Consider the following 23808-nt stretch of genomic DNA (forward strand, 5'->3'; position numbering starts at 1 on the left):
CACAGCCACACAGGAGAACCATCATCATGAAAGCAGGCATGACATCCATGACAGTGGGCATTCTGCTCGCGACCCTGGGAGTTTCCTCCACTGCCCTGGGGCAGGCGGACGAGGTGACGGAGCAGATCGAACTGGGCCTGGAACTCTACCAGGAACGGGAGTATGGCGCGGCCATCACCGAGCTGGAGTTCGCCATCGGCGATATCCGCAAGCTGATATCGGAGCGGATCGGCGAGACCTTTCCGGAGCCTCCCGAGGGCTGGAGTGCTGCCGAGATAGCCTCCAGCGGCGGCGGTGGGGCGGCGGCCATGTTCGGTGGCGGCGGCAGCATGCTGGAGCGTGAGTACCGGCAGGAGGGCGGAGAGGGGCGGCTCACCGCCAAGCTGATGATCGACAACCCCATGATTCAGGCGATGTCGGCGATGTTCAACAACCCGGCGCTGATCGCCGCCCAGTCCAATATGGAGCGTATCCGCATCGGTCGTGACTCGGCGCTGCTCAAGTGGGAGCCGGAACGCGGCAGCGCCGAGGTCTCCTTCCTGATGGATGGGCGCATTCTGGTCCAGGTCGCGGGTCAGGGGCTGGAGTCCAGCGACCCCGCAGTGGAGCTGCTCAAGGCGTGGGATCTCGACGCCGTTCGCGAGCAGGCCGCTCGCTAGGGAGTCGGCGGCGGCGCCCTCGATGTCACGGCTTGAGGCGGTAGCCGGTGCGGAAGATCCAGGCCACCAGGGCGATCGCCGTCCCCAGGAACAGCAGGATCATGGCCAGGCTGAGCAGCGGGCTGACATCGCTGATGCCATAGAAGCTCCAGCGGAAGCCGCTCACCAGGTAGACCACCGGGTTGGCCAGGGTCAGCGCCTGCCAGAAGGGGGGCAGCATGTCGATGGAGTAGAAGGTGCCGCCGAGGAAGGTGAGCGGCGTGATCACCAGCAGCGGCACCAGCTGCAGCTTCTCGAAGCCGTCGGCCCAGATGCCGATGATGAAGCCCAGCAGGCTGAAGGTCGCGGCTGTCAGCACCAGGAACAGCACCATCATCAGCGGATGCTCGATGGAGTAGGGCACGAACAGCCGTGCGGTGGCCAGCACGATAAGGCCCAGCAGCAGCGACTTGCTGGCCGCCGCACCCACATAGCCGACCACCACCTCCCAGTAGGACATGGGCGACGAGAGCACCTCGTAGATGGTCCCCGAGAAGCGCGGGAAGAAGATCCCGAAGGAGGCGTTGGAGACACTCTGGGTCAGCAGCATCAGCATGATCAGCCCGGGCACGATGAAGGCGCCGTAGCTGACGCCATCCACCTCGCTGATCCGCGTCCCGATGGCGGCGCCGAACACCACGAAGTAGAGCGAGGTGGAGAGCACCGGCGAGACGATGCTCTGCAGCACCGTACGCAGGCTGCGCGCCATCTCGGCCAGGTAGAGCGTCTTCACGGATTCGAGGTTCACGCTGTCTCCTTGACCAGGTTAACGAAGATCTCCTCCAGGGAGCTCTGGCGAGTGTGCAGGTCCTTGACCGCGATGCCCGCCGCTTCGAGGTCGGCGAGCAGCTCGGCGATACCGGTACCGTCATCTTCACCCGCCTCGGCGTCATAGGTGTAGAGCAGGGCGTGGCCCTCGTCGATGAGCCTCAGCCCATGGCTCGAGAGGCGTTGCGGCATGGCATCCAGCGGCTCACGCAGATGGATCGTCAGTTCCTTGCGGCCGAGCTTGCGCATCAGCGCCTGTTTATCTTCCACCAGCACCAGCTCACCGGCGCGGATCACCCCGATGCGGTCGGCCATCTCCTCGGCCTCCTCGATGTAGTGCGTGGTGAGGATGATGGTGACCCCGCTGTCGCGCAGTTGGCGCACCACCTCCCACATGTCCCGGCGCAGGGTCACATCGACCCCGGCGGTGGGCTCGTCGAGAAACAGGATCTCGGGCTCGTGGGCCAGCGCCTTGGCGATCAGCACCCGCCGCTTCATGCCTCCGGAGAGCGTGATCATGCGGTTGTGGCGCTTCTCCCACAGCGACAGCGCGCGCAGTACCTTCTCGATATGGGCCGGGTCCCTGGGCTTGCCGAACAGGCCGCGGCTGAAGCTGACCGTGTCCCAGACACGGATGAAGGCGTCGTTGGTCAGCTCCTGGGGGACCAGGCCGATGCGTGCCCGGGCCTGGCGAAACTGGCGCACGTTGTCGTAGCCGTCGACCAGCACCCGGCCGCGGCTCGGGTTGACCAGCCCGCAGATCACACTGATCAGCGTGGTCTTGCCGGCGCCGTTGGGGCCGAGCAGGGCGAAGATCTCGCCACGGCGAATCTCGAGATCGATATCACGCAGTGCCTCGAAGCCGCCGGCAAAGGTCTTGCCCAGCGACTCGACGCGGATGACCGTGGCATCGCGTGCCTCACTCAAGGGTGATGTTCCCGTCGAAGGTCAGCGTCAGGCTGAGGCCGTCCACCTCCACCGTGACCCGCGCCGGGAAGCGCTCGTCGCCACCGAGACGGCCCGCCTCGAGCCCCTCGGCAACGGCCTTCTCGATCTCCTGCTGGGTCGTCACGCCGACATTCTTGAGCAGCTTGCGGATGCTGTGCTGGAAGGTGTCCTGGTTCATGGTGGGCTCCCGTTTCTGGTGGGGTTGACCCCTCTATCCTACCCGGTAGAGGCGTTCCGTACAGGCCCTGTATAAAAATGGTTCATCACAGAGTGGGGGGAAGTCTCTTGGTAGGTGCCGAAACCGCCCTTGAATGACGACCTCATTGTAGGAGGGAGGCTCCGCCTCGCGACTGGCGCCGCCAGGCGCCCTGGCGGTAATGGTTCATCGCAGATTGGGGAGAAGTCTCTTGGTAGGTGCCGAAGCCGCCCTTGAATGACGACCTCATTGTAGGAGGGAGGCTCCGCCTCGCGACTGGCGCCGCCAGGCGCCCTGGTGGTGTTTGCCGATCGCAGGGGCATTATCCGGGGAGGCCTTCGGCCTCCTATCGCGATGCAGAGCATCCCTCCTACAGCCCCAATCACGCCAAAGTACGAACATCCACACACGCCAAAGTACGAACATCCATACACGCCAAAGTACGAACATCCATAAAAAAAGCGCCCCTGGCGGGGCGCTTCGTTCATCGACTCTCGGGGGTGACCCGGGCCGCCGCGGACGGCGGCCTTCGACGTTGCGAGCATCGGAGTCGAACCTGAGGATATCAGAATACCGTGTATCAGGCTTCCTGGGCGATCGGAATCACGTTGGAAGCGGCGTTCTGATACTCCTCGATCTCGTGGAAGTTCATGTAGCGGTAGATCTCGCCGGCCATGGCGTCGAACTCGCTCATGTAGCGGCGATACTCGTCGACGCTGGGCAGGCGACCCTCCACCGCGGCCACGGCGGCCAGCTCCGCCGAGGCGAGGTAGACGTTGGCGCCATCGCCCAGGCGGTTGGGGAAGTTACGCGTGGAGGTGGAGACCACGGTGCTCTTGGCGGCCACTCGCGCCTGGTTGCCCATGCACAGCGAGCAGCCCGGCATCTCCATGCGCGCGCCGGCGCGGCCGTAGATGCCGTAGTAGCCCTCTTCGGTCAGCTGGTGCTGGTCCATCTTGGTCGGCGGCGCCAGCCACAGGCGGGTCTTCAGGCTGCCGGCCGGCTGCTTCTCGAGCAGCTTGCCTGCGGCGCGGAAGTGGCCGATGTTGGTCATGCACGAGCCGATGAAGACCTCGTCGATCTTCTCGCCGGCCACCTCGGAGAGCAGGCGGGCGTCGTCGGGGTCGTTCGGGGCGCAGAGAACCGGCTCCTTGAGCTCCTCGAGATCGATCTCGATGACCTCTGCGTACTCGGCGTCCTGGTCGGCACGCATCAGGCTCGGGTTGGCCAGCCACTCTTCCATGCCCAGGATGCGACGCTCGATGGTACGGCGGTCGCCGTAGCCGTTGGCGATCATCCACTTGAGCAGGGTGATGTTGGACTTCAGGTACTCGGTCACGCTCTCCTCGGACAGCGTGATGGTGCAGCCCGCGGCGGAGCGCTCGGCGGAGGCGTCGGAGAGCTCGAAGGCCTGCTCCACGGTGAGGTCCTCGAGGCCCTCGATCTCCAGCACGCGGCCGGAGAAGGCGTTCTTCTTGCCGGACTTCTCGACGGTCAGCAGCCCCTGCTGGATGGCGTAGTAGGGGATGGCGTGGACCAGGTCACGCAGGGTGACGCCGGGCTGACGCTTGCCCTTGAAACGCACCAGCACGGACTCCGGCATGTCCAGCGGCATCACGCCGGTGGCGGCGGCGAAGGCCACCAGGCCCGAGCCTGCCGGGAAGGAGATGCCCAGCGGGAAGCGGGTGTGGGAGTCGCCGCCGGTGCCCACGGTGTCGGGCAGCAGCATGCGGTTCAGCCAGCTGTGGATGATGCCGTCGCCCGGACGCAGCGAGACGCCGCCGCGGTTCATGATGAAGTCGGGCAGGGTGTGGTGGGTGTCCACGTCCACCGGCTTCGGGTAGGCGGCGGTGTGGCAGAAGGACTGCATCACCAGGTCGGCCTGGAAGCCGAGGCAGGCCAGGTCCTTGAGCTCGTCGCGGGTCATCGGGCCGGTGGTGTCCTGGGAGCCCACGGTCGCCATCTTCGGCTCGCAGTACATGCCCGGGCGCACGCCGTCCAGGCCGCAGGCCTTGCCGACCATCTTCTGGGCCAGGGTGTAGCCCTTGCCGCTGTCCTTGGGCTGCTCGGGCAGGCGGAAGACGTCGGAGGCGGGCAGGCCGAGGGACTCGCGGGCCTTGGTGGTCAGGCCGCGGCCGATGATCAGCGGGATGCGCCCGCCCGCGCGCACCTCATCGAGGATGACCTGGGTCTTGAGCTCGAAGGTGGTCAGCACCTCGTCGGTGCCGTGCTTGCACACCTTGCCCTCGTAGGGGTAGACGTCGATCACGTCGCCCATCTCCATCCTGGAGACGTCCATCTCCACCGGCAGTGCGCCGGAGTCTTCCATGGTGTTGAAGAAGATCGGCGCGATCTTGCCACCGAAGCAGAAGCCGCCGGCGCGCTTGTTGGGCACGTTGGGGATGTCGTCGCCGAAGAACCACAGCACGGAGTTGGTGGCGGACTTGCGCGAGGAGCCGGTACCCACCACGTCGCCCACGTAGGCGACCGGGTAGCCCTTGGCCTTCACTTCCTCGATCTGCTTGAGCGGGCCCTTGACGCCCGGCTCCTCCGGCTCGATACCCTCACGCTCGTTCTTGAGCATGGCGTTGGCATGCACCGGGATATCGGGGCGCGACCAGGCATCGGGGGCGGGGGAGAGGTCGTCGGTGTTGGTCTCGCCCGGCACCTTGAAGACGGTGAGGGTAATCTTCTCTTCCAGCTTGGGCTTTGCGAGGAACCACTCGGCGTCGGCCCAGGACTGGATGACCTCCTTGGCCACGGCGTTGCCCGCGCGGGCGCGCTCTTCCACGTCGTGAAAGGCGTCGAACATCAGCAGGGTGTGCTTGAGCTGCTCGCCCACTTCCTTGGCCAGGTCGGCGTCGTCCAGCAGCTCGACCATGGAGGCGATGTTGTAGCCGCCCTGCATGGTGCCCAGCAGCTTGACCGCGTGGATCCTGTCGATCAGCGGCGACTCGGCCTCGCCCTTGGCGATGGCGGTCAGGAAGCCGGCCTTGACGTAGGCAGCCTCGTCGACGCCCGGGGGCACGCGGTTGGTCAGCAGGTCGAGGATGAACTCCTCCTCGCCGGCCGGCGGATTCTTCAGCAGCTCGACCAGGGCGGCGACCTGCTCGGCGTTCAGCGGCTTAGGCGGCACGCCTTCGGCGGCGCGCTCCTCGACATGTTGGCGATAGGCTTCAAGCACGTTAGGGCCCTCATTGCGTGTGGGGCCAGAGTGTCGCGACCCGGCAAAAGCACCGCCGGAACAAGCCTCTGGCGCATGGAACAGGGGATCGAAACTCCCGTCTCAGGTGGCCGCGATTCTACGCGAGACTGTCGACAATGTTAAGCGAGGCCCATGCCGACGGGCCTTGCACTTTGGTCGGCGCCGTGTGGGTTGGGTTACAGGATAAGTATGGAAAGCCGGCTTCTGCGGTAGGAGGGATGCTGTGCATCGCGACTGGAGGCCGAAGGCCTCCTGAAGAGGACCGAGAGCTCAGTAACATCCTTGAGACGCCTGACGGCGCCAGTCGCGCGGCAGAGCCGCCCTCCTACTGGCATTGCATTAAGTCTGAAAGGGCAGGCTGAGCTGGCGCCGGGCGTCGGCCTCCACCAGCCGGGTGCCGACGCCGAGCAGGCGCACCGGGCGGCGGCCGCGCTCCCAGGCCTGTTCCAGCAGGCGGGCGTAGTTCTCCGCCGCCGGTGCCAGGCCGCGGCTCTCCAGGGTGGTCAGGCTGAAGTCGTCGAAGCGCACCTTGATCACGATGCCGGAAAGCGGCGGGTGGCCGTGGCGGGCCAGGCGCTCCTCCAGCTTCTCGCACAGCGCCACCAGGGCCTCGCGGCAGTGGGCCAGGTCGGGCAGGTCCCGGGCGAAGGTGGTCTCCACGCTCACCGACTTGCGTTCCCGCTCGGGCCTCACCGGCCGCTCGTCGATGCCCCGGGCCAGCTCGAACAGGCGCTTGCCGAACTTGCCGAACTCCTCGACCAGCCGCGCCAGGCGCAGCTCGCGCAGCTCGGCACAGGTCGTGATGCCCAGGGTCTCGAGCCGGGCACCGGTGGCCGGGCCCACACCGTGCAGCTTCTTCACCGGCAGGGCGCTGATAAAGGCCTCGACACGCTCCGGCGTGATCACCGTCAGGCCGTCGGGCTTCTCCCAGTCGCTGGCGATCTTGGCGAGGAACTTCGCGGGGGCCGCCCCCACCGAGACGGTGATGCCGGTACGCCGGAGGCTCTCCTGCTTGATCCATTGCGCCATCCAGGTGGCGCTGCCCGAGAAGCGTTCGACCCCGGTGACATCCAGGAAGGCCTCGTCCAGGGAGAGTGGCTCCACCAGCGGCGTCAGCTCATGGAAGATCGCCTGGATCTGGCGAGAGACCTCCCGGTACTTGTCGAAGTCGCCGCGCAGCAAGGTGAGGTGAGGGCAGAGGCGCAGGGCGCGTGCCGTGGGCATCGCCGAATGGATGCCGAAGGCGCGTGCCGGATAGTTGCAGGTGGCGATCACCCCGCGGTGATCGGCGCTGCCGCCGATCGCCAGCGGGATGTCGCGCAGCGCCGGGTTGTCGCGCATCTCCACCGCCGCATAGAAGCAGTCGCAGTCGGCGTGGAGAATCTTGCGCTCAGGAGAGGGCTTGGCCATTGCCGCCGCGGATCACGCCCACGCCGATGCCCTCGATCTCCAGCGGATCGTGTCGCAGGTCCAGCTCGATGGGGGCGAACTCCGGGTTCTCTGCCAGCAGTGTCACCCGGTGGCCCTTGCGCTCGAAGCGCTTGACCGTAACCTCCTCCTCCAGGCGCGCCACCACGATCTGGCCGTTGCGTACCCGGTCGGTACGGTGCACGGCGAGCAGGTCGCCCTCCAGGATGCCGATATCCTTCATGGAGAGGCCGCGCACGCGCAGCAGGTAGTCCGCCCGGGGCGTGAAGTACTCGGGGGGCAGCGGGCAGTAGCGGTCGATATGCTCGGCGGCCAGGATCGGACTGCCAGCGGCCACCTCGCCGATGATCGGCAGCCCCTGGGAGGGCGACTCCCCGCTGCCGGTATCGGCCTCGGCCTCCTGGGCGGGCAGGCGGATGCCGCGCGAGGTGCCGGCGATCATGCGGATGGCCCCCTTGCGCTCCAGGGCGCGCAGGTGCTCCTCGGCGGCATTGGGTGAACGGAAGCCCAGGGCGCGGGCGATCTCGGCGCGTGTCGGCGGATAGCCGAGCTCCTGCATGGTCTTGACGATGAAGTCGTAGACGTTCTGCTGGCGCTGGGTGAGGGGGCGTGCCATGGGACCTCCTGTGCGGATAGCATAACCGTATTGATCAACTATACAGCATGTTGTTCCATACAGTAATCGGCTTTCCAACAGGTCCGCTTTGTTCTACGGGGATCGTAGTACCTCAGTTCTATCCAGTAGAAGGGATGCCCTGCATCGCGACTCAGTTCTATCCGGTAGGAGGGATGCTCTGCATCGCGACTGGAGGCCGAAGGCCTCCCAGAGTATAGGGCCCTGAATTCGGTAACACCGCGGGGGCGCCTGACGGCGCCAGTCGCGCGGCGGAGCCGCCCTCCTACAAGGAAGTCTCCCGCTGTTTCAAACACTGCGTGGGCCCAGCGTTGAGCCGCAAGGTGCGCCTGGCGTAGAATTGTGCCACGTTTGAAACAATTGTTTATAACCAGGCACCCCCTCCATGGCACAGAACGATACCGTCACCCGGATCCTCGATACCGCCGAGGTGCTGTTCGCCGAACGCGGCTTCGCCGAGACGTCGCTGCGCACCATCACCAGCAAGGCCAAGGTCAACCTGGCGGCGGTGAACTATCATTTCGGCTCCAAGAAATCGCTGATCCAGGCGGTCTTCGCACGCTACCTCGACCCCTTTACCGAGCGCTTCCATGGCGCCCTGGATGACCTCGAGCGCCGCTACCAGGGCCAGGCCATTCCCCTGGAGGAGCTGCTCGAGACCATGGCGCGCTGCGTGCTGGAGGTGCCGGCGGAGCGCAACAGCCTCAAGGTCTTCATGCGCCTGCTGGGGCTCGCCTACAGCCAGGCCCAGGGCCATCTGCGCCGCTACATCCAGCAGGAGTACGGCAGCGTCTTCACCCGCTTCACCGAGCTGATTCGCCAGGCCACCCCCGAGCTGCCCGACGCCGAGCGCTTCTGGCGCCTGCACTTCATGCTGGGCACCGTGATCTTCACCCTCTCCGGCCTGGATGCCCTGCGCGATATCGCCGAGAACGACTACGACGAACACATCACGGTGCGCGACCTGGTGCGCCGCCTGCGCCCGGTGGTGGTGGCTGCCATGCAGGCACCGCTGCCGGCGCCGGCGCCCGCCCCGGCCAGCGCTCGGGAGGCCTGATCATGCCTGGAAACCGTCCACAGCCCCAGTCGCACTCCCAGCCGCTGGGCCCGGTGATGCTCGATCTCGAGGGACCCCGGCTGACGGCCGCTGAGCGCGCGCTGCTGCGTCGCCCAGAAGTCGGTGGGGTGATCCTGTTTGCCCGCAATGTCGAGTCCGCCCCCCAGGTGCGCGAGCTATGCGACGCGATCCGTCATGTACGCCCCAACGTGTTGATCGGTATCGACCAGGAGGGCGGGCGCGTGCAGCGCATCCGCCAGGGCGTGACCCGGCTGCCCCCCATGCGCCGGCTGGGCCGCGACGCCGCCAGCCATCCCGAGGTCATCCGGCGCCTGTGCCAGGATACCGGCTGGCTGCTGGGCATGGAGATGGCCGCCTGCGGTATCGATATCACCTTCGCCCCGGTGCTCGACGTCGACGGCGGCACCTCCACGGTGATCGGCGATCGCAGCTTCTCGAGTTACCCCGAGACCGTCGCCGCCCTGGCCGGTGCCTTTATCGACGGCCTGCACGAGGCCGGCATGGTGGCGGTGGGCAAGCACTTCCCCGGCCATGGCGGCGTGGCGGCGGACTCCCACCTCGAGCTCCCCGTGGACACACGGCCGCTGGAGGCGCTGCGCGCCCACGACCTGGTGCCCTTCGAGCGCCTGGCCCCGCGGCTCGATGCGGTGATGCCGGCCCATGTGGTCTACAGCGCCTTCGATACGCGCCCGGCGGGGTTCTCTCCCGCCTGGCTGGGCATGCTGCGCGAAAGCCTCGGCTTCAAGGGGGTGATCTTCTCCGACGACCTCAGCATGGCCGGGGCCGCCACGGCGGGCTCTCCCGCCGAGCGCGCGCAGGCCGCGCTCTCCGCCGGTTGCGACATGCTGCTGGTCTGCAATGACCGGCAGGCCGCCCTGGAGGTGCTCGACAGCTGTCGTGAGCACCCGCCCGCGCCGCGCCTCTCGAAGCTGCGCTTTGCCCGGGCCCGCCCCCGACTGGAGAGCCTGCCGGCGCTCTCCCGCTGGCGTCGCCTCCACGCCCACCTCGAAGCCATGGGGGCAGACGCCAAGGCAGACTGAGGCGTCTTGAGCGGCCGGCCCCAAATTCGACATAACCACGAGACACCCAACGATGTCCCAACTCGACCCCGAGAGCCACGCCTCCCTTCATCACATGCGCGAGCTGATGGCCAGCGCCGATTGCCTGGTCAGCCAGGCGCAGGTCGAGCTCGCCCTCGATCGCATGGCCGAGGCGATCACCCGTGACCTGGGTGACAAGCTGCCGGTGTTCTACTGCGTGATGAACGGCGGGCTGATCACCACCGGCCACCTGCTGACCCGCCTCGGCTTCCCGCTGGAAGTGGATTACCTCCACGCCACCCGCTACCGCGGCAAGACGCGCGGCGGCGAGCTGTTCTGGCGTGTCTCGCCGGAGATTCCCATGGCCGGGCGTCACGTGGTGGTCGTCGACGATATCCTCGACGAGGGCGCGACCCTGGCCGCGATCCTGGATTACTGCCGCGAGGCGGGGGCGGCCAGCATCACCACCGCGGTGCTGGTCGACAAGCAGCACGACCGCAAGGCAGTTCCCGGCCTCAAGGCCGACTACTGCAGCCTGGAAGTCGCCGATCGCTACGTCTTCGGCTTCGGCATGGATATCAAGGGCTACTGGCGCAACGCCCCGGGGATCTTCGCGCCCAAGGGGCTTTAAGATGCAAGAGTGGCGTGATGGTGCTGTTGCGTTAGACTGTTTCATGACCTGCCTCTCTCAATAGTGGCTCTGCATTTTGGTCCCTACCTCAACGTAACCCACGACGTTGAGAAGGGGCAGGTCAATCCATGATGTCTACTTAGCGCACGCTACGCCCGCCATCAAAAACCCCGCCGGCCCTCAAGGCCCGCGGGGTTTCGCTTTCTACTTTCTACTTTCTACTTTCTATTTGGCGCTCGGCCGCTTGGCTGCCCGGCGCCTGGCCGCTTACGCCAAGCCTAGCTCGTGGGTGGCTTCCTCGCGCATCTTGAACTTCTGGATCTTGCCGGTGACGGTCATCGGGAACTCGTCGACGAACTTCACGTAGCGCGGGACCTTGTAATGGGCGATCTTGCCCTTGCAGAACGCCTTGAGCGTCTCCTCGTCGAGCGACTCGCCGTCGGTCAGCTTGACCCACGCCATCACCTCCTCGCCGTACTTCTCATCGGGCACGCCGATCACCTGCACGTCCGAGATCGCCGGGTGGGTGTAGAGGAAGTCCTCGATCTCGCGGGGATAGATGTTCTCACCGCCGCGGATGATCATGTCCTTGATGCGCCCGACGATTGCCACGTAGCCCTCGTCGTCCATGGTGGCGAGGTCGCCGGTGTGCATCCAGCCGGCGTTGTCGATCGCCTTGGCGGTGGCCTCGGGGTTCTCCCAGTAGCCGAGCATCACGCTGTAGCCGCGGGTGCACAGCTCGCCGGTCTCGCCGCGGGCCACCACGGCGCCGGTCTCGGGGCTGACCAGCTTCACCTCCAGGTGAGGGTGGATGGTGCCCACAGTGGTCACCCGCTTCTCCAGCGGGGCGTCGGTCTGGGTCTGGAAGCTCACCGGGCTGGTCTCGGTCATGCCGTAGCAGATGGTGACGTCCTGCATGTTCATCTTGTCGATCACCTTGCGCATCACCTCGATGGGGCAGATGGAGCCCGCCATGATGCCGGTACGCAGGTGGGAGAGGTCGAAGCTCTCGAACGCCGGGTGCTCCAGCTCGGCGATGAACATGGTCGGCACCCCATACAGGGTGGTGGCCTTCTCTTCGGAGACCGCGGCTAGCGTCGCCTCGGGGTCGAAGCCGTCGCTTGGATAGATCATCGTGGCGCCGTGGGTCACGCAGCCGAGGTTGCCCATCACCATGCCGAAGCAGTGATAGAGCGGCACCGGAATCACCATGCGGTCCTCTTCGGTGAGCGCCATGGTGCGTGCCACGTAGTAGCCGTTGTTGAGGATGTTGTGATGGGAGAGGGTGGCCCCCTTGGGCGCGCCGGTGGTGCCGGAGGTGTACTGGATATTGATCGGGTCGTCGAACTGCAGGGTGGCCTGCACCTCGGCCAGGTGCTCGGCGGAGACCTCGTCCGCGTGGGCCAGCATCGACTGCCAGCTGAACATGCCGGTCAGCGCGCGGTCGGCGTCCAGGCACACCACCCGCTTGAGTTCGGGGAGCTTGGCGCTCTTGAAGGTGCCGGGACCGCCCTCGCGCAGCTCCGGGGCCAGCTCGGCCACGGTCGCCACATAGTCGGAGCTCTTGAACTTGCCCTGCAAGACCAGCGTCGAGGCGCCGGACTGCCTGAGGGCGTACTCCAGCTCATGGGTGCGGTAGCTGGGGTTGATGTTGACCAGGATGGCGCCGATCTTGGCGGTGGCGAACTGGGTGATGGTCCACTCGGCGCAGTTGGGCGACCAGATACCGACTCGCTCGCCCTTCTTGATGCCGAGGGCGAGCATGGCGCGGGCGGCCTGGTCCACGGCGGCCTGCAGCGCCTTCCAGGTGAGGCGCAGGCCCTGGTGGCGGCTGATCAGCGCATCGCGGTCGGGGAAGCGGGCCACGGTGTCGTCGAAGCAATCACCGATGGTCTGCCCCTTGAGCGGGGTCTCGCTGGTGCCGCTGACATAGCTGATGGGATGGTGTTGGCGTGTCATGAGCGTGTCTCGCGATTGTTGGCTAAAACTGTTGGGCAAGAGCGATTGCTGGAATTGTTGGCCAGGCTCAGTTACTGAAATTGTTAGGTGCCGTGACACCGCTGTCATGATCCAGGCAGGGCGCCTCAGTCCGGCTGGTCGCCAAGGCTGGCCAGCACGTCCAGGGCGCGCCGCTCGACGTCGTCGATGTCGAGTTGCATCAGCCGGATGTCCTCCAGCTGGCGCTCGAGGTTGGCGCGCTTGTTGGCCAGGATCTCGAGAAGACGCTGCAGCTGTCGCCGGTTACCGTCGGGCATGGCGTCATACATCATCACCACCTCGCGGATCTCGGCCAGCGAGAAGCCCAGGCGCTTGCCGCGCAGGGTCAGCTTCAGGCGCACGCGATCCTTCTCATTGTAGATTCGCGTCTGTCCGCGCCGCTCGGGGGCCAGCAGCCCCTCCTGCTCGTAGAAGCGGATGGTGCGTGTGGTCACCTCGAACATCTTGGCCAGCTCGCCGATGCTGTAGTGGCGAGTCTGCCGGGGGAGAGGGCCGTCCTGAGCGGCGCCGGGCGCCGTGGAGGATGATTGGATCATGAGCGTCTTCCGTTTTTATTAGCAAGCGGGACGTTGTTCGCCCGCCTGCTGGCAACACTAGCCGAGGTTTACGTTAACGTAAAGTGCTTGTTCGACCATGGGGTGATAGGGTAAAAACCAAGCAAGTGCTAGGTTGGTGCCATCGCACCGTGAACTTAACAACTACGCAACGACGAGGAATCTTCCATGGACTTCGCCTTGACCGACGACCAGAAGGCGCTGGCCCAGGCCGCCGCCGACTTCGCCCGGGCCGAGCTCAGCGATCACGCCGCCGAGTGGGACGCCACCGCCCACTTTCCCCTCGATGTGATCCGCCGCGCGGGGGAAGCCGGCTTCCTGGGCATCTATACCCCGGAGGAGCACGGCGGGCTGGGACTCTCGCGGCTCGATGCCTCGCTGATCTTCGAACAGCTCGCCCAGGGCTGCGTGGCCACCACCGCCTATCTCACCATACACAACATGGTGGCCTGGATGATCGCCAACTGGGGCGATGACGCCCTGCGCGAGCGCTGGGTCCCGGCCATGGTAGCCGGTGAGGCGCTGGGTTCCTATTGCCTCACCGAGCCCGGCGCGGGTTCCGATGCCGCCAGCCTGCGCACCAAGGCGGTGCGCGAGGGCGACGAGTACGTGATCTCGGGCTCGAAGATGTTCATCTCCGGGGCCGGCAGCACCGAGGTGCTGGTGGTGATGGCCCGCACCGGCGCTCCCGACAGCGGCGCCGGTGGTGTCTCCGCCATCGTGGTGCCCGCCGATGCCGCCGGCATCGAGTACGGCAAGAACGAGGAGAAGATGGGCTGGAAGAGCCAGCCCACCCGCCTGGTGAGCTTCGATGGCGTGCGCGTGCCGGTCACCAACCGCCTGGGCGAGGAGGGCGAGGGCTTCAGGTTCGCCATGAAGGGGCTCGATGGTGGCCGCCTCAATATTGCCAGCTGCTCGCTGGGGGCCGCCCAGCACGCCCTGACCCTAGCCCGCGACTATCTCGCCGAGCGCAAGCAGTTCGGTCGCGAACTCAACCAGTTCCAGGCGCTGCAGTTCAAGCTCGCCGACATGGCCAGCGAGCTCACCGCGGCACGCCTGATGGTGCGCCATGCCGCCTGGCGCCTGGACAACCACGACCCCGAGGCCAGCGCCTACTGCGCCATGGCCAAGCGCTTCGCCACCGACATGGGCTTCAACGTCTGCAACGAGGCCCTGCAGCTGCACGGCGGTTATGGTTATATCCGCGAGTACCCCCTGGAGCGGCTGGTGCGCGACACCCGCGTCCATCAGATCCTCGAGGGGACCAACGAGATCATGCGGCTGATCGTCGCCCGGCGCCTGCTCGCCGACGGCGTGATCGAATCGCTTCAGCTTACTTGAACTTAAGGGGACCAGGATGTCGGACCTTTCCGTGATCTTCGACGAGCTGCCCACCGCCGACGGTGGGCGCATCGGCGTCGCCACCCTCAACGCACCGCGCTCGCTCAACTCCCTGTCGTTGGAGATGGCCAACCAGCTGGAGGCCAAGCTCCAGGCCTGGGCCGTGGATCGCAACATCGTCGCCGTGTGGCTCGAGGGCAGCGGCGACAAGGCCTTCTGCGCCGGCGGCGATGTGGTGGCGCTCTACCGCGCGCTGACCGAGGAGGGCGAGAACCGCGGATCGGGCCGCGACAGCGAGCTGCCGGGCGTCTACTTCAGCGTGGAGTACCGCCTCGATTACCGCATCCACACCTATCCCAAGCCGGTGATGGTGTGGGCCGACGGCATCGTGATGGGCGGCGGCCTGGGCCTCACCGCCGGCGCCTCGCACCGCATCGTCACCGAGACCACCCTGATCGCCATGCCCGAGATCACCATCGGGCTCTATCCGGACATCGGCGCCAGCTGGTTCCTCAACCGCATGCCCCCCGGCGTGGGTGCCTACCTGGGCCTCACCGGTGCCCAGCTCAACGCCCGCGACGCCCTGGACATGGGCCTGGCCGACCGCTTCGTGCCCCGTGCCCGCCGCGCCGACCTGCTCGCGGCCCTTGGCGAGGCCGACTTCGGTGATCGCAGCCCCGAGGCGCGCCGCGCCGCCGTGCAAGCCGTGCTCGATCGGCTCGAGGAGCGCAGCGAGGCCCCGGCGGGGCGGGTGCAGCCCCACCAGGACGCCATCCAGGCACTGGTCGGCAGCGTCGACGTCGAGACCGCCGTGGCGCGCATCCTGGCCGACGACAGCGATGACCAGTGGCTCGCCGCCAACCGGGCGCGCCTCGCCGCCGGCTGCCCGATCAGCGCCCATCTGGTGTGGCGCATGCTGCAGCGCCACGCCCACTCGAGCCTCGCCGACGCCTTCCGCGACGAGCTGGTACTGTCGGTGCAGTGCGGCCGCCTCGGCGACTTCACCGAAGGCGTGCGCGCGCTGCTGATCGATAAGGACAAGAATCCCCAGTGGACCTACAGCGATGTCGGCAGCGTCCCGGAAACCTTTATCGACGCCATGTTCCAATCCCCCTGGCCCGCCGAGGAGCACCCGCTGCGCGACCTCGGCTGGGGCCAGCGGGTGGGCTAACGCTGCGAATGCGCCGCTGTACCACCAATCTTTCCAGCACTTTTAAGGTTAACAATCACAAGGAGCCAATCATGAAAATCGCCTTTATCGGCCTCGGTAACATGGGTGCGCCCATGGCCAGCAACCTGGTCAGCGCCGGGCACGATGTCACCGTCTTTGACCTGGTCGAGAGCGCCATGCAGGCGCTGGAGAGCGAGGGCGCCAAGCGCGCCGACAGCGCCGAGGGTGCCGCCAAGGGTGCCGAGGTGGTCATCTCCATGCTGCCCGCCGGCGTCCACGTCAAGGGCCTCTACCTGGGTCGCGACGGTGCCCCCGGCCTGCTTGATGCATTGGAGGCCAAGCCACTGATTATCGACGCCTCCACCATCTCCCCTGAGGATGCCCGCACGGTAGCCGCCGCGGCCAAGAAGAAGGGCCTGACCTGGCTCGACGCCCCGGTCTCCGGCGGCGTGGGCGGCGCCAAGGCTGGCACCCTGACCTTTATCGTCGGTGGCGAGACGGCCGGTTTCGAGCAGGCCAAGCCGGTGCTCGAGGCCATGGGCAAGAACATCTTCCACGCCGGCGACAGTGGTGCCGGCCAGGTCGCCAAGATCTGCAACAACATGCTGCTTGGCATCCTGATGAGCGGCACCGCCGAAGCCCTGGCGCTGGGCGTCAAGAACGGCATGGATCCGGCGGTGCTTTCCGAGATCATGAAGCAGAGCAGCGGCGGCAACTGGGCGCTCAACGTCTACAACCCCTGGCCCGGCGTGATGGAAGGCTCTGCCGCCAGCCGCGACTACCAGGGCGGCTTCCTCACCGACCTGATGGCCAAGGACCTCGGCCTCGCCTGGGAACTGGCGCTCGGCTCCAAGGCCACGGTGCCCATGGGCTCCCAGGCCCGCAACCTCTTCGCCCTGCACAGCAGCCAGGGCAACGGCGCCATCGACTTCTCCAGCATCCAGAAGCTCTACAGGGCGGGGGAGTAGAAGATAAGCGTTACCTGTGGGTCTCGGCCTTTATTGGAAGCCCGACTATGCGTGAGCCCGGTTGTTGTGGGAGCTGGACTTGTGGGAGCCCGATTTATCGGCGATGGAAGAGGCCACCGGGAGCCCGATATTGTGGGAGCCCGATTTATCGGCGATGGAAGAGGCCACCGGGAGCCCGATATTGTGGGAGCTCGATTTATCGGCGACGGAAGAGGCCACCGGGAGCCCGATATTGTGGGAGCCCGATTTATCGGCGATGGAAGAGGCCACCACAACACAGCCAGGCACCTGTCGGCGCCATCGCCCGGAATCCGGGCTCCCACAAGTGACTCGCCTTTATCGCGGTGCCTCCCAAGGGAGGCCTGCAGCCTCCATCGCCCGGAATCGGGGCTCCCACATCAGCTGCAGGGGCACCTCCTCCGGGAAGGCCCGGGCCTATAGCCCTGTGGGAGCCCGATATTGTGGGAGCCCGATTTATCGGCGATTGGTGGCCTCAACATCTCCTGTCTATCTTGATATCACAGAGTCCGAAGAGCCTCAGTCGCATGTCCCCCCGTTCCCATGCCCTTCGGCGAGGACGCCGTTCGCTGGAGGGTCATTACTATCTTGTAACAGCGGTTACATTGAACCGAGCTCGCTGGTTTGATGTTCCTGAATACGCCCAGGCTGCCTGCCGTGCCTTTAATTCTCAGTCGATTACAGTTGAGGCAGGTACCCTTGCTTTTGTTGTCATGCCTGACCACGTCCACTGGCTGCTGGAGTTGCACGGCAACCTTTCTGAGGCTGTTCGCCGCTATAAGGCCATTGTGAGCCATAGGGTGGGTGCGGGGCTCTGGCAGCGTGGTTTCCATGATCACTGTATTCGTAAGGAGGATAACGTGATCAAGGCCGCTCGCTATATCGTGGCCAACCCACTTCGCGCGGGAATAGTCGACGATATTCTGCAATACCCGTACTGGGATGCCGTCTGGTTGAGTTCAGACTCTTGAAGGATGCGGCCTTGGGGGCACCGCCATCGCCGATAAATCGGGCTCCCACAACAATCGGGCTCCCACAACAATCGGGCTCTCACACCCACAATATCCTGCTACCACAGGGCCGAGCATGAATCGAGCCACCTGTGGGAGCCCGGATTCCGGGCGATGGCGCCGACAGGCGCCTGGCTGTGTTGTGGTGGCCTCTTCCATCGCCGATAAATCCGGCTCCCACAAAAGCCGAGAGCTGGCTTACCTTGGGAGGCACAGCTATCGCCGATAAATCGGGCTCCCACAACAATCGGGCTCCCACACCCACAATATCCTGCTCCCACAGGGCCGAGCATGAATCGAGCCAGCTGTGGGATCCCGGGTTCCGGGCGATGGAGGCCGCAGGCCTCCCTTGGGAGGCACCGCTATCGCCGATAAATCGGGCTCCCACAGCAATCGGGCTCCCACATCAGCTGCAGGGTTTACCTGGAGTTCACCCAATCCTCCACCCTTAACCCCGGTACGCGTTCGAACTCCTGCCGGTTGTTGGTGACCAGGATCAGGCCCCGGGACCTGGCATGGCCGGCAATCATCTGGTCGTAGGGACCGATGGGAGTGCCGCCGCGGGCGAGTTCGGCCCTTAGCTGACCGCTGTGTGCAGCCGCCTCGTTGTCATAGGCGAGCACGTCGAGGCGCGCAGCGAAGCCCTCTATGACCTCGAGATTTCTCTCAGGCGCTGCCGATTTCTCCGCCCCATAGATCAGCTCCATCAGGGTGATGGTGCTGATGCAGAGTTGATGGTGATGCCGCTTGAAGGCTTCGCGGACCTCGGGTGGACGGTTCTTGATGGTGTAGATGCAGATATTGGTATCGAGCAGGTACTTGAGCATTCAGAAGGCCTCGCGTTCCTGCTCGGGGGGTTGGTCCCGGTCGGCCATGAAGTCGGCCGAGACCGGCGGGCCATCGAACCAGCTGTCCCAGGATTCCCCGGCCGGGGTGATGATCCGTGTGCGGCCGATGGCGATGATCTCCACGCGTTTAACGTCCTCAGGCAGGGCGACGGCCTTGGGTAGCCGAACCGCCTGGCTGCGATTAGTCTTGAACACGGCTGCCTGTTCCAAGGTGCGGCTCCTTGAGGTTGTGGTAGGTGTGCCATTCAATCCTAGTCGTATGATGGGATATGTCAATGGGATATGGCAGGCCGGTTCACACCAAGGTCGAATCCCCTCCTATCCGGACTCTGTTCGCGCTACCATGGCGTTTTAACGTTATCTTCACCCAGTGAGACGCGAACCGATCATGTCCGAGACCCTGACCGAGCCAGCTGCCGTGTCCGACACCAGCGCCGCCGCGGCCGATGCCGAGGCGCTGCTCTCCGACGAGCTGCTGGCGTTTTTGGGCTGCCGTACCCCCGATGCCTGGGTGGCCTGGGCGCTGGCGAATCCCGAGCTGCTGCTGATCGACCACGCCCAGTGCGAGAAGAAGGCGGCCTCCACGGCCATGAGCCTGCTCTACCGTTACGTCGACCAGCCGCTGCTGCTCACCAAGATGAGCCAGCTGGCCCGCGAGGAGCTGCTGCACTTCGAGCAGGTGGTCAAGCTGATGGAGGCCCGCGGCATCGCCTACCGGCACCTGAGCGCCTCGCGCTACGCCGAGGGGCTGCGTCGCCACGTGCGACCCACCGACCCCGAGCGGCTCACCGATATCCTGATCATCGGCGCGCTGATCGAGGCGCGCAGTTGCGAGCGCTTCGCGCGGCTGATTCCTCACCTCGATGCCGAACTTGCCAAGTTCTATCGCACTCTGGTTAAGTCGGAGGGACGCCATTACGAGGACTACCTGATGCTGGCCCGCCATCTGAGCGACACGTCGATCGAGTCCCGAATTGCCTTCTTCGTCGAGTGCGAAGCGGCACTAATACAAGAGCCGGACACGGCCTTTCGTTTTCACAGCGGTGTGCCGGCCTGATCCCGGCCCGCCGCTCAGGACGCAGGAATACCACGATGCGGGATGCCTCCGACGTCGCCGAGACCCTCACCTCGGCTCGGCTGACACTCTTCGGCCACTTCTCGCTCTCTCTCGGCGAGGACACCCTTACCCAGTTCAGCTACGACAAGGTCAAGGCGCTGCTGGTCTACCTGCTGCTGCACCATCAGCCGGTCAGCCGCGCCACCCAGGCCGAGCTGCTGTGGCCCGACCAGGGCCTCTCGTCGGGGCGCACCAACCTGCGTCACGCCTTGCATTGCCTGCGTCAGTCGCTGGGCGAGCACGCCGATGAGGTGCTGGTGGTCTCCCGCCAGACCATCGCCTTCCAGCTGCCCGAGCACTGGAGCCTCGACCTGCACGATATCCAGCGGCTGCTCGATGGCGCGCGCGATCTGCCGACCCTGGCCACCATGCTCGAGCACTATCAGGGCGACCTGGTGGAGGAGCTGCAGATCGCCAACTGTCCCGAGTTCCAGCGCTGGCTGGTACAGGTGCGCAACGACTGGCGCCAGCGGGTCATACGCTTCGCCGAGACGGTGCTCGAGAGCTTCGAGAGCGTGCCCGACCCGCTTCTCGAGAGCCTGGTCAATCGCTTCTCCGGCTACGGCCCCTTCCACGAGCGACTGGTGCGCCAACTGGCCGAGCAGGGCCAGCTGGCCGCCGCCCACGAGCAGTACAGCGCCTACCTGCAACTGCTGGCGCTCTCTGGTCAGCAGCCCGAGCCCGGCTTCCTGCAGCTGGCGCGCTACTGGTCCGACGCCCAGGCCGACGCCGCCTGCGCCGGCAGTGTCGGCTTCTCGCGCACCCTGGCGGCGGACAGCGCGCCGCTGCACGACGAGGAGATCGAGCAGCGCCAGCTCTCGGTGATGGCCATCCGCCTGCGCCTCAAGGGCGACCTCTCCTCGCGTTCGGCCAGCCGCGCCTGCCTGACGCTACAGTTCGAACTGATGCGCTGGCTGGAGGAGCAGTGCCACCACCTGGGTGGCTTCTGGCTGCCCGGTGCCACCGGCGGGCTGGGGCTCGCCTGCTTCGGTACCCATGGCCCAGCCCATCAACTGGCCGAACTGGTGGCGCTCTACGAGCACTGCCGGCGCATGCTGCCGGAGGAGTCCGCGCGTCACTGGACGGGGGAGGGCGAACCGCCGCGTGTCGAGCTGGCCGCCGGCCTCAACAGCGGCCGGGTGATCTACCTGCCCGAGCGCCGCCTGGTCGACCCCATGGGCCAGGTGACCCAGGGTTCCCTGGACCTGATGGGGGCCGCCGAAGGTAGCGAGCTGGTGATCTCCCAGGATGCCAGCCAGCACATGCCGCCGGCGCTGGACCTGCAGCCGCGGCTCAGCTCGCGCCTGGTGGCCAGCGATGGCCGGGTGCGCCTGCGCGCGCTGGTCCTGGGGGCCAGCGAAGGCGGTCGCGAGGCCCTGCCGCCGAGCCTGGTGGGCCGCGAGGCCCAACTGCTCAGCCTGCGCGATGCCCTGGCCCGGGCCGGCATCGGCCTGCGCCAGAGCGTGCTGGTGCGTGGCCCCTCGGGGATGGGCAAGTCGGCATTGATGGTGGGCTTCCGCCAGCTGGAGCGCAGCCGCGACGCCGCCATCTGCTGGCAGCCCACCACCCGGCTCTCGGTGCAGGAGCCCTACGGCGTGGCGCGCAAGCTGGTGCGCTGGCACCTCGGCCATGAGGGCGATGCCGCCAGCCTGCAGGCACTGTGCGAGGAGCTCGGTGCCGCCGAGCTCGAAGAGTCGCGCTGCCGCCTGCTGCAGGAGGCCCTGGGCGTCCGCGAGGCCCATGCCGTGGCAGAGCTCACCCAGAGCGGCGAGGCGGTGGAGCTGGTCGTCGACCTGCTGCAGCGCCTGATCGGGCGAATCGCCGCCGTGCGCACCCTGGTGCTGATGATCGACGACCTGCAGTGGCTCGACGAACCCAGCGTCAAGGTGCTGGCCGCCCTCCAGGCGCGCCTGCCGATCAACTGCGGCTTCATGCTGGTGGCCAGCCACCACGGCCGCGAGGGGCTGCCCGCCAAGCTGCACTGGGACCAGCAGATCACCCTCGGCAAGCTCGATGCCATGCAGTCCTCGCGGCTGCTCACCCAACTGGCGCGACGCTACCGCATCCACATCAGCCCGCGGCTGCGCGGCCAGATCATCGAGCGCTGTGACGGCGTGCCGCTCTACCTGCAGGAGATCGTGCGCCGCGTCGACATGGACCGCCGCGAGGGGCGCAGCGTGCAGCTCGACGAGTTGCCCCACGGCCTGCTCGGCCTGCTTGCCAGCCGCATCGACCAGCTCGACGGCGACCGCGAGGTGGCGCATGTGGCCGCGGTGCTGGGGCGCCGCTTCCGCTACGACTTCCTCGCCGAGTGCAGCGAGCTCGATGGGGCCCGGCTGACCCAGGCCCTGGAGCAGATGCGCCGGCTCGAGATCATCGAATCCGTGGAGGGCGATGACGTCGGCCGCGAGTTCCAGTTTACCCACCAGCTGCTGCAGGAAGCGGCCTACCTCTCCTGCCCGCGGGACGTGCGCAGTGCCATCCATCGCCAGGTGGTCGAGCTGATCGAGGAGCGCTTCCCGATGTGGATCGGTCGCCACCCGGGAGACTTCGCCACCCACCTGCGACGCAGCGGCCAATATGCCCGCGGCGCGCGCTATTACGAGCTGGCCGCCCGCGAGGCGCTCAAGGTCAGCGCCAATCGCACCGCGCTGAAGATGGCCGACCTGGGGCTGGTCAGCCTGCGTCAGGTGGCCGGCCAGACCGAGCGCGAGATCAGCCTGCTCACCGTGCGCGGCCAGGCCGCCTTCGCCCTGGAAGGGCACGGCTCGCGCACCGCCCACGAGAGCTTCGTGCGTGCCCGCGAGCTGATCAAGGCGCTGGCCGAGGAGGGCGAGAGCGTCGACCTGGAGCAGGCCTTCCTGGTCAAGTGGGGCCTGTGGGTAGGCTGCAGCCAGCGCCACGCCCACGCCGATGCCTTCCGCCTGGCGACCGCGCTGGCCGACCTGGCCCGCCAGCTCGACGACCCGCGCTATTCGCGCCTCGCCGAGTATGCCCAGGCCAGCTGTGAATACTGGGCCGGGCGTATCCCCCTGGCCTATGACCATCTCGACGAGATCAATCCCCTCGAAACCGAGATGATGATCGAGTGGCTGCCGTTCTCCGATCACCCCCAGGTTGCCGCGGCCTGCTTCCAGGGCTGGGCGCTCTGCCTGCGGGGCGACTACCGGCGCGCCGAGGCCCAGGTCGAGTCGGCCATTCGCCTCGCCGAGCGCATCGCTCACCCGGGCAGCCTGGCCATGGCGCTGATGTATGCGGCCGCGCTCTATCGTCAGCTGGGCCACGTGCACCTGGCCGCCGACCGCGCCGAGCGCGCCCACCGGCTGACCGGCACCCCCGACCTGCATCTCTGGCAGATAGCGGCAAGAAGCGTGCTTGGCTGGCAGCGGGCCATCGCCGGCGACCGCGACGGCCTGGCCCAGATCGATGCCATCCTCGAGGAGCTTACCGAGCTGACCGGCCGCGATCACTATGCGCGTCCCTCGCTCTGGTATGTGGATGCCTGCATCGCCCTTGGGGAGTATGCCCGCGCCGAGGAGTACCTCGACCAGGCCCTGGTGCTCGCCCGCGAGCGCTCCACGCTATTTGTGCCGGAGCTCGCCGTGAAGCTGGCCCGGGTGAGGCACCACCTCGGCCACCCGCGCGAGGAGATCGTCGCGCTGATCGAGCTGGCCCTGAGCGATGCCCGGGAGGATGGTAACCTGCATCTGCAGATCTCCGCCCTGGAGGCCTGGCTGACCCTGGTCGACCCCGCCGACGCCACTGCCCGCCAGGAGTTTCGCCGGCTGCTCGCCGAGATCAGCTACAGCGATGCCCCCATCCTTACCCGCTGGCACAGCCTGCTCGACCGCGCCCAACCCAGGGCCATGGATACCGCCCACTGACCCCGCCTTGGAAATTGGGGTCAGACCCCTAATTCCCAGACCCCTAACTCCCCTTAGGGGTCTGACCCCAAGGGGGGCTGAGGCTCGGGCCGACCGAAGAGGAAGCCCTGAAACCGGCGGCAGCCGCGGGCCTGGAGCCAGCGGTGCCTCCTCGTCTTCCAGGGCGTCTTCCAGGTTCTCCGCGACACGAAACAGCATGCGGTCACCGTCGCGGTGGCTCAGGGTGTCGTTGATGCGCTTGAAGCGGTCCAGGATCTGGTAGTAGCGCTCGCC

At 66.5% G+C, this 23808-nt stretch carries 20 protein-coding genes and 1 pseudogene; 10 read left to right on the forward strand and 11 right to left on the reverse strand.

Annotation, left to right across the window (positions count from 1 at the left end):
• Nucleotides 1-38 precede the first annotated feature (38 nt).
• A complete protein-coding gene (locus NFH66_RS07480) occupies nt 39-659 on the forward strand; it encodes a hypothetical protein (RefSeq protein ID WP_349609535.1) in 621 nt (206 codons plus the stop codon).
• A 25-nt stretch (nt 660-684) separates the two neighbouring features.
• Here NFH66_RS07480 and NFH66_RS07485 read toward each other — a convergent pair whose 3' ends face one another.
• From NFH66_RS07485 to lexA, 6 genes are all read right to left on the reverse strand, one after another.
• Nucleotides 685-1446, reverse strand: coding sequence for an ABC transporter permease (locus NFH66_RS07485; protein ID WP_349609537.1), 762 nt, complete (start codon nt 1444-1446; stop codon nt 685-687).
• Nucleotides 1443-2393, reverse strand: a complete 951-nt coding sequence (locus NFH66_RS07490) for an ABC transporter ATP-binding protein (RefSeq protein ID WP_349609538.1) — start codon at nt 2391-2393, stop codon at nt 1443-1445. The genes NFH66_RS07485 and NFH66_RS07490 overlap by 4 nt, the downstream gene beginning before the upstream one ends.
• Nucleotides 2386-2592 (reverse strand): DUF6494 family protein, encoded by a 207-nt coding sequence (locus tag NFH66_RS07495; protein ID WP_349609539.1) that lies wholly within the window; start codon nt 2590-2592, stop codon nt 2386-2388. The genes NFH66_RS07490 and NFH66_RS07495 overlap by 8 nt, the downstream gene beginning before the upstream one ends.
• 598 nt (nt 2593-3190) lie before the next feature.
• A complete protein-coding gene (gene acnB / locus NFH66_RS07500; protein WP_349609540.1) occupies nt 3191-5794 on the reverse strand; it encodes a bifunctional aconitate hydratase 2/2-methylisocitrate dehydratase in 2604 nt (867 codons plus the stop codon).
• A gap of 360 nt (nt 5795-6154) precedes the next feature.
• Nucleotides 6155-7225, reverse strand: coding sequence for a DNA polymerase IV (gene dinB, locus NFH66_RS07505; protein ID WP_349609542.1), 1071 nt, complete (start codon nt 7223-7225; stop codon nt 6155-6157).
• Nucleotides 7206-7859 (reverse strand): transcriptional repressor LexA, encoded by a 654-nt coding sequence (lexA, locus tag NFH66_RS07510; RefSeq protein WP_349609543.1) that lies wholly within the window; start codon nt 7857-7859, stop codon nt 7206-7208. Before lexA ends, dinB begins: the two co-directional genes overlap by 20 nt.
• Nucleotides 7860-8262: 403 nt before the next feature.
• On the opposite strand from lexA, the gene NFH66_RS07515 reads away from it, so the two are divergent.
• From NFH66_RS07515 to NFH66_RS07525, 3 genes are read left to right on the forward strand one after another with little or no spacing between them, the layout of a single operon-like run.
• Nucleotides 8263-8934, forward strand: coding sequence for a TetR/AcrR family transcriptional regulator (locus NFH66_RS07515; RefSeq protein WP_349609544.1), 672 nt, complete (start codon nt 8263-8265; stop codon nt 8932-8934).
• Between the two features lie 2 nt (nt 8935-8936).
• Entirely contained in the window at nt 8937-9995 is a 1059-nt protein-coding gene (gene nagZ, locus NFH66_RS07520) for a beta-N-acetylhexosaminidase (protein WP_349609545.1), read from the forward strand.
• Nucleotides 9996-10047: 52 nt separating this feature from the next.
• Entirely contained in the window at nt 10048-10626 is a 579-nt protein-coding gene (locus NFH66_RS07525; protein ID WP_349609546.1) for a hypoxanthine-guanine phosphoribosyltransferase, read from the forward strand.
• Nucleotides 10627-10893: 267 nt separating this feature from the next.
• On the opposite strand, the gene NFH66_RS07530 is transcribed toward NFH66_RS07525, so the two are convergent.
• The gene (locus NFH66_RS07530) at nt 10894-12585 is read right to left on the reverse strand and encodes an AMP-binding protein (protein WP_349609548.1); all 1692 of its coding nucleotides are present in this window, start codon (nt 12583-12585) and stop codon (nt 10894-10896) included.
• Nucleotides 12586-12710: 125 nt separating this feature from the next.
• Complete coding sequence (locus NFH66_RS07535; protein WP_349609550.1) at nt 12711-13160, reverse strand: MerR family transcriptional regulator; 450 nt, start codon at nt 13158-13160, stop codon at nt 12711-12713.
• 186 nt (nt 13161-13346) lie between these two features.
• On the opposite strand from NFH66_RS07535, the gene NFH66_RS07540 reads away from it, so the two are divergent.
• The 4 genes from NFH66_RS07540 to NFH66_RS07555 all read left to right on the forward strand — a co-directional run bounded on the left by NFH66_RS07540 (nt 13347) and on the right by NFH66_RS07555 (nt 17647).
• Nucleotides 13347-14519, forward strand: a complete 1173-nt coding sequence (locus tag NFH66_RS07540) for an acyl-CoA dehydrogenase family protein (protein WP_349609552.1) — start codon at nt 13347-13349, stop codon at nt 14517-14519.
• A gap of 16 nt (nt 14520-14535) precedes the next feature.
• The gene (locus tag NFH66_RS07545) at nt 14536-15690 is read left to right on the forward strand and encodes an enoyl-CoA hydratase/isomerase family protein (protein WP_349609554.1); all 1155 of its coding nucleotides are present in this window, start codon (nt 14536-14538) and stop codon (nt 15688-15690) included.
• Nucleotides 15691-15761: 71 nt separating this feature from the next.
• Entirely contained in the window at nt 15762-16658 is an 897-nt protein-coding gene (gene mmsB, locus NFH66_RS07550; RefSeq protein WP_349609556.1) for a 3-hydroxyisobutyrate dehydrogenase, read from the forward strand.
• 545 nt (nt 16659-17203) lie between these two features.
• Entirely contained in the window at nt 17204-17647 is a 444-nt protein-coding gene (locus NFH66_RS07555; RefSeq protein ID WP_232910793.1) for an REP-associated tyrosine transposase, read from the forward strand.
• Between the two features lie 458 nt (nt 17648-18105).
• Here NFH66_RS07555 and vapC read toward each other — a convergent pair whose 3' ends face one another.
• The gene (gene vapC, locus NFH66_RS07560; RefSeq protein ID WP_023004962.1) at nt 18106-18513 is read right to left on the reverse strand and encodes a type II toxin-antitoxin system tRNA(fMet)-specific endonuclease VapC; all 408 of its coding nucleotides are present in this window, start codon (nt 18511-18513) and stop codon (nt 18106-18108) included.
• On the reverse strand, nt 18514-18744 hold the full coding sequence (gene vapB / locus NFH66_RS07565; protein ID WP_023004963.1) for a type II toxin-antitoxin system VapB family antitoxin: 231 nt from the start codon (nt 18742-18744) through the stop codon (nt 18514-18516). It abuts the gene before it with no gap.
• A gap of 178 nt (nt 18745-18922) precedes the next feature.
• Here vapB and NFH66_RS07570 point away from each other — a divergent pair, with 178 nt between their 5' ends.
• A complete protein-coding gene (locus tag NFH66_RS07570; RefSeq protein WP_349609559.1) occupies nt 18923-19591 on the forward strand; it encodes a MiaE family protein in 669 nt (222 codons plus the stop codon).
• Nucleotides 19592-19626: 35 nt separating this feature from the next.
• Complete coding sequence (locus NFH66_RS07575; protein ID WP_349609560.1) at nt 19627-23535, forward strand: ATP-binding protein; 3909 nt, start codon at nt 19627-19629, stop codon at nt 23533-23535.
• Between the two features lie 162 nt (nt 23536-23697).
• Here the strand turns inward: NFH66_RS07575 and NFH66_RS17745 are convergent.
• Nucleotides 23698-23790: pseudogene (locus NFH66_RS17745) on the reverse strand (diguanylate cyclase domain-containing protein); the annotation flags it as partial.
• Nucleotides 23791-23808: the final 18 nt, after the last annotated feature.

This window comes from Halomonas sp. H10-9-1 (genome assembly GCF_040147005.1).
Lineage (GTDB): Bacteria > Pseudomonadota > Gammaproteobacteria > Pseudomonadales > Halomonadaceae > Halomonas.

Bases quoted from the DNA above. Each gene is read 5' to 3' on its own strand.
- NFH66_RS07540 (WP_349609552.1), top strand. From the start codon at position 13,347: ATGGACTTCGCCTTGACCGACGACCAGAAGGCGCTGGCCCAGGCCGCC.
- dinB (WP_349609542.1), bottom strand. From the start codon at position 7,225: ATGGCCAAGCCCTCTCCTGAGCGCAAGATTCTCCACGCCGACTGCGAC.
- NFH66_RS07515 (WP_349609544.1), top strand. From the start codon at position 8,263: ATGGCACAGAACGATACCGTCACCCGGATCCTCGATACCGCCGAGGTG.
- NFH66_RS07480 (WP_349609535.1), top strand. From the start codon at position 39: ATGACATCCATGACAGTGGGCATTCTGCTCGCGACCCTGGGAGTTTCC.
- mmsB (WP_349609556.1), top strand. From the start codon at position 15,762: ATGAAAATCGCCTTTATCGGCCTCGGTAACATGGGTGCGCCCATGGCC.
- NFH66_RS07495 (WP_349609539.1), bottom strand. From the start codon at position 2,592: ATGAACCAGGACACCTTCCAGCACAGCATCCGCAAGCTGCTCAAGAAT.
- NFH66_RS07530 (WP_349609548.1), bottom strand. From the start codon at position 12,585: ATGACACGCCAACACCATCCCATCAGCTATGTCAGCGGCACCAGCGAG.
- NFH66_RS07535 (WP_349609550.1), bottom strand. From the start codon at position 13,160: ATGATCCAATCATCCTCCACGGCGCCCGGCGCCGCTCAGGACGGCCCT.
- NFH66_RS07575 (WP_349609560.1), top strand. From the start codon at position 19,627: ATGCGGGATGCCTCCGACGTCGCCGAGACCCTCACCTCGGCTCGGCTG.
- NFH66_RS07555 (WP_232910793.1), top strand. From the start codon at position 17,204: ATGTCCCCCCGTTCCCATGCCCTTCGGCGAGGACGCCGTTCGCTGGAG.
- NFH66_RS07525 (WP_349609546.1), top strand. From the start codon at position 10,048: ATGTCCCAACTCGACCCCGAGAGCCACGCCTCCCTTCATCACATGCGC.
- nagZ (WP_349609545.1), top strand. From the start codon at position 8,937: ATGCCTGGAAACCGTCCACAGCCCCAGTCGCACTCCCAGCCGCTGGGC.
- NFH66_RS07570 (WP_349609559.1), top strand. From the start codon at position 18,923: ATGTCCGAGACCCTGACCGAGCCAGCTGCCGTGTCCGACACCAGCGCC.
- vapC (WP_023004962.1), bottom strand. From the start codon at position 18,513: ATGCTCAAGTACCTGCTCGATACCAATATCTGCATCTACACCATCAAG.
- lexA (WP_349609543.1), bottom strand. From the start codon at position 7,859: ATGGCACGCCCCCTCACCCAGCGCCAGCAGAACGTCTACGACTTCATC.
- NFH66_RS07545 (WP_349609554.1), top strand. From the start codon at position 14,536: ATGTCGGACCTTTCCGTGATCTTCGACGAGCTGCCCACCGCCGACGGT.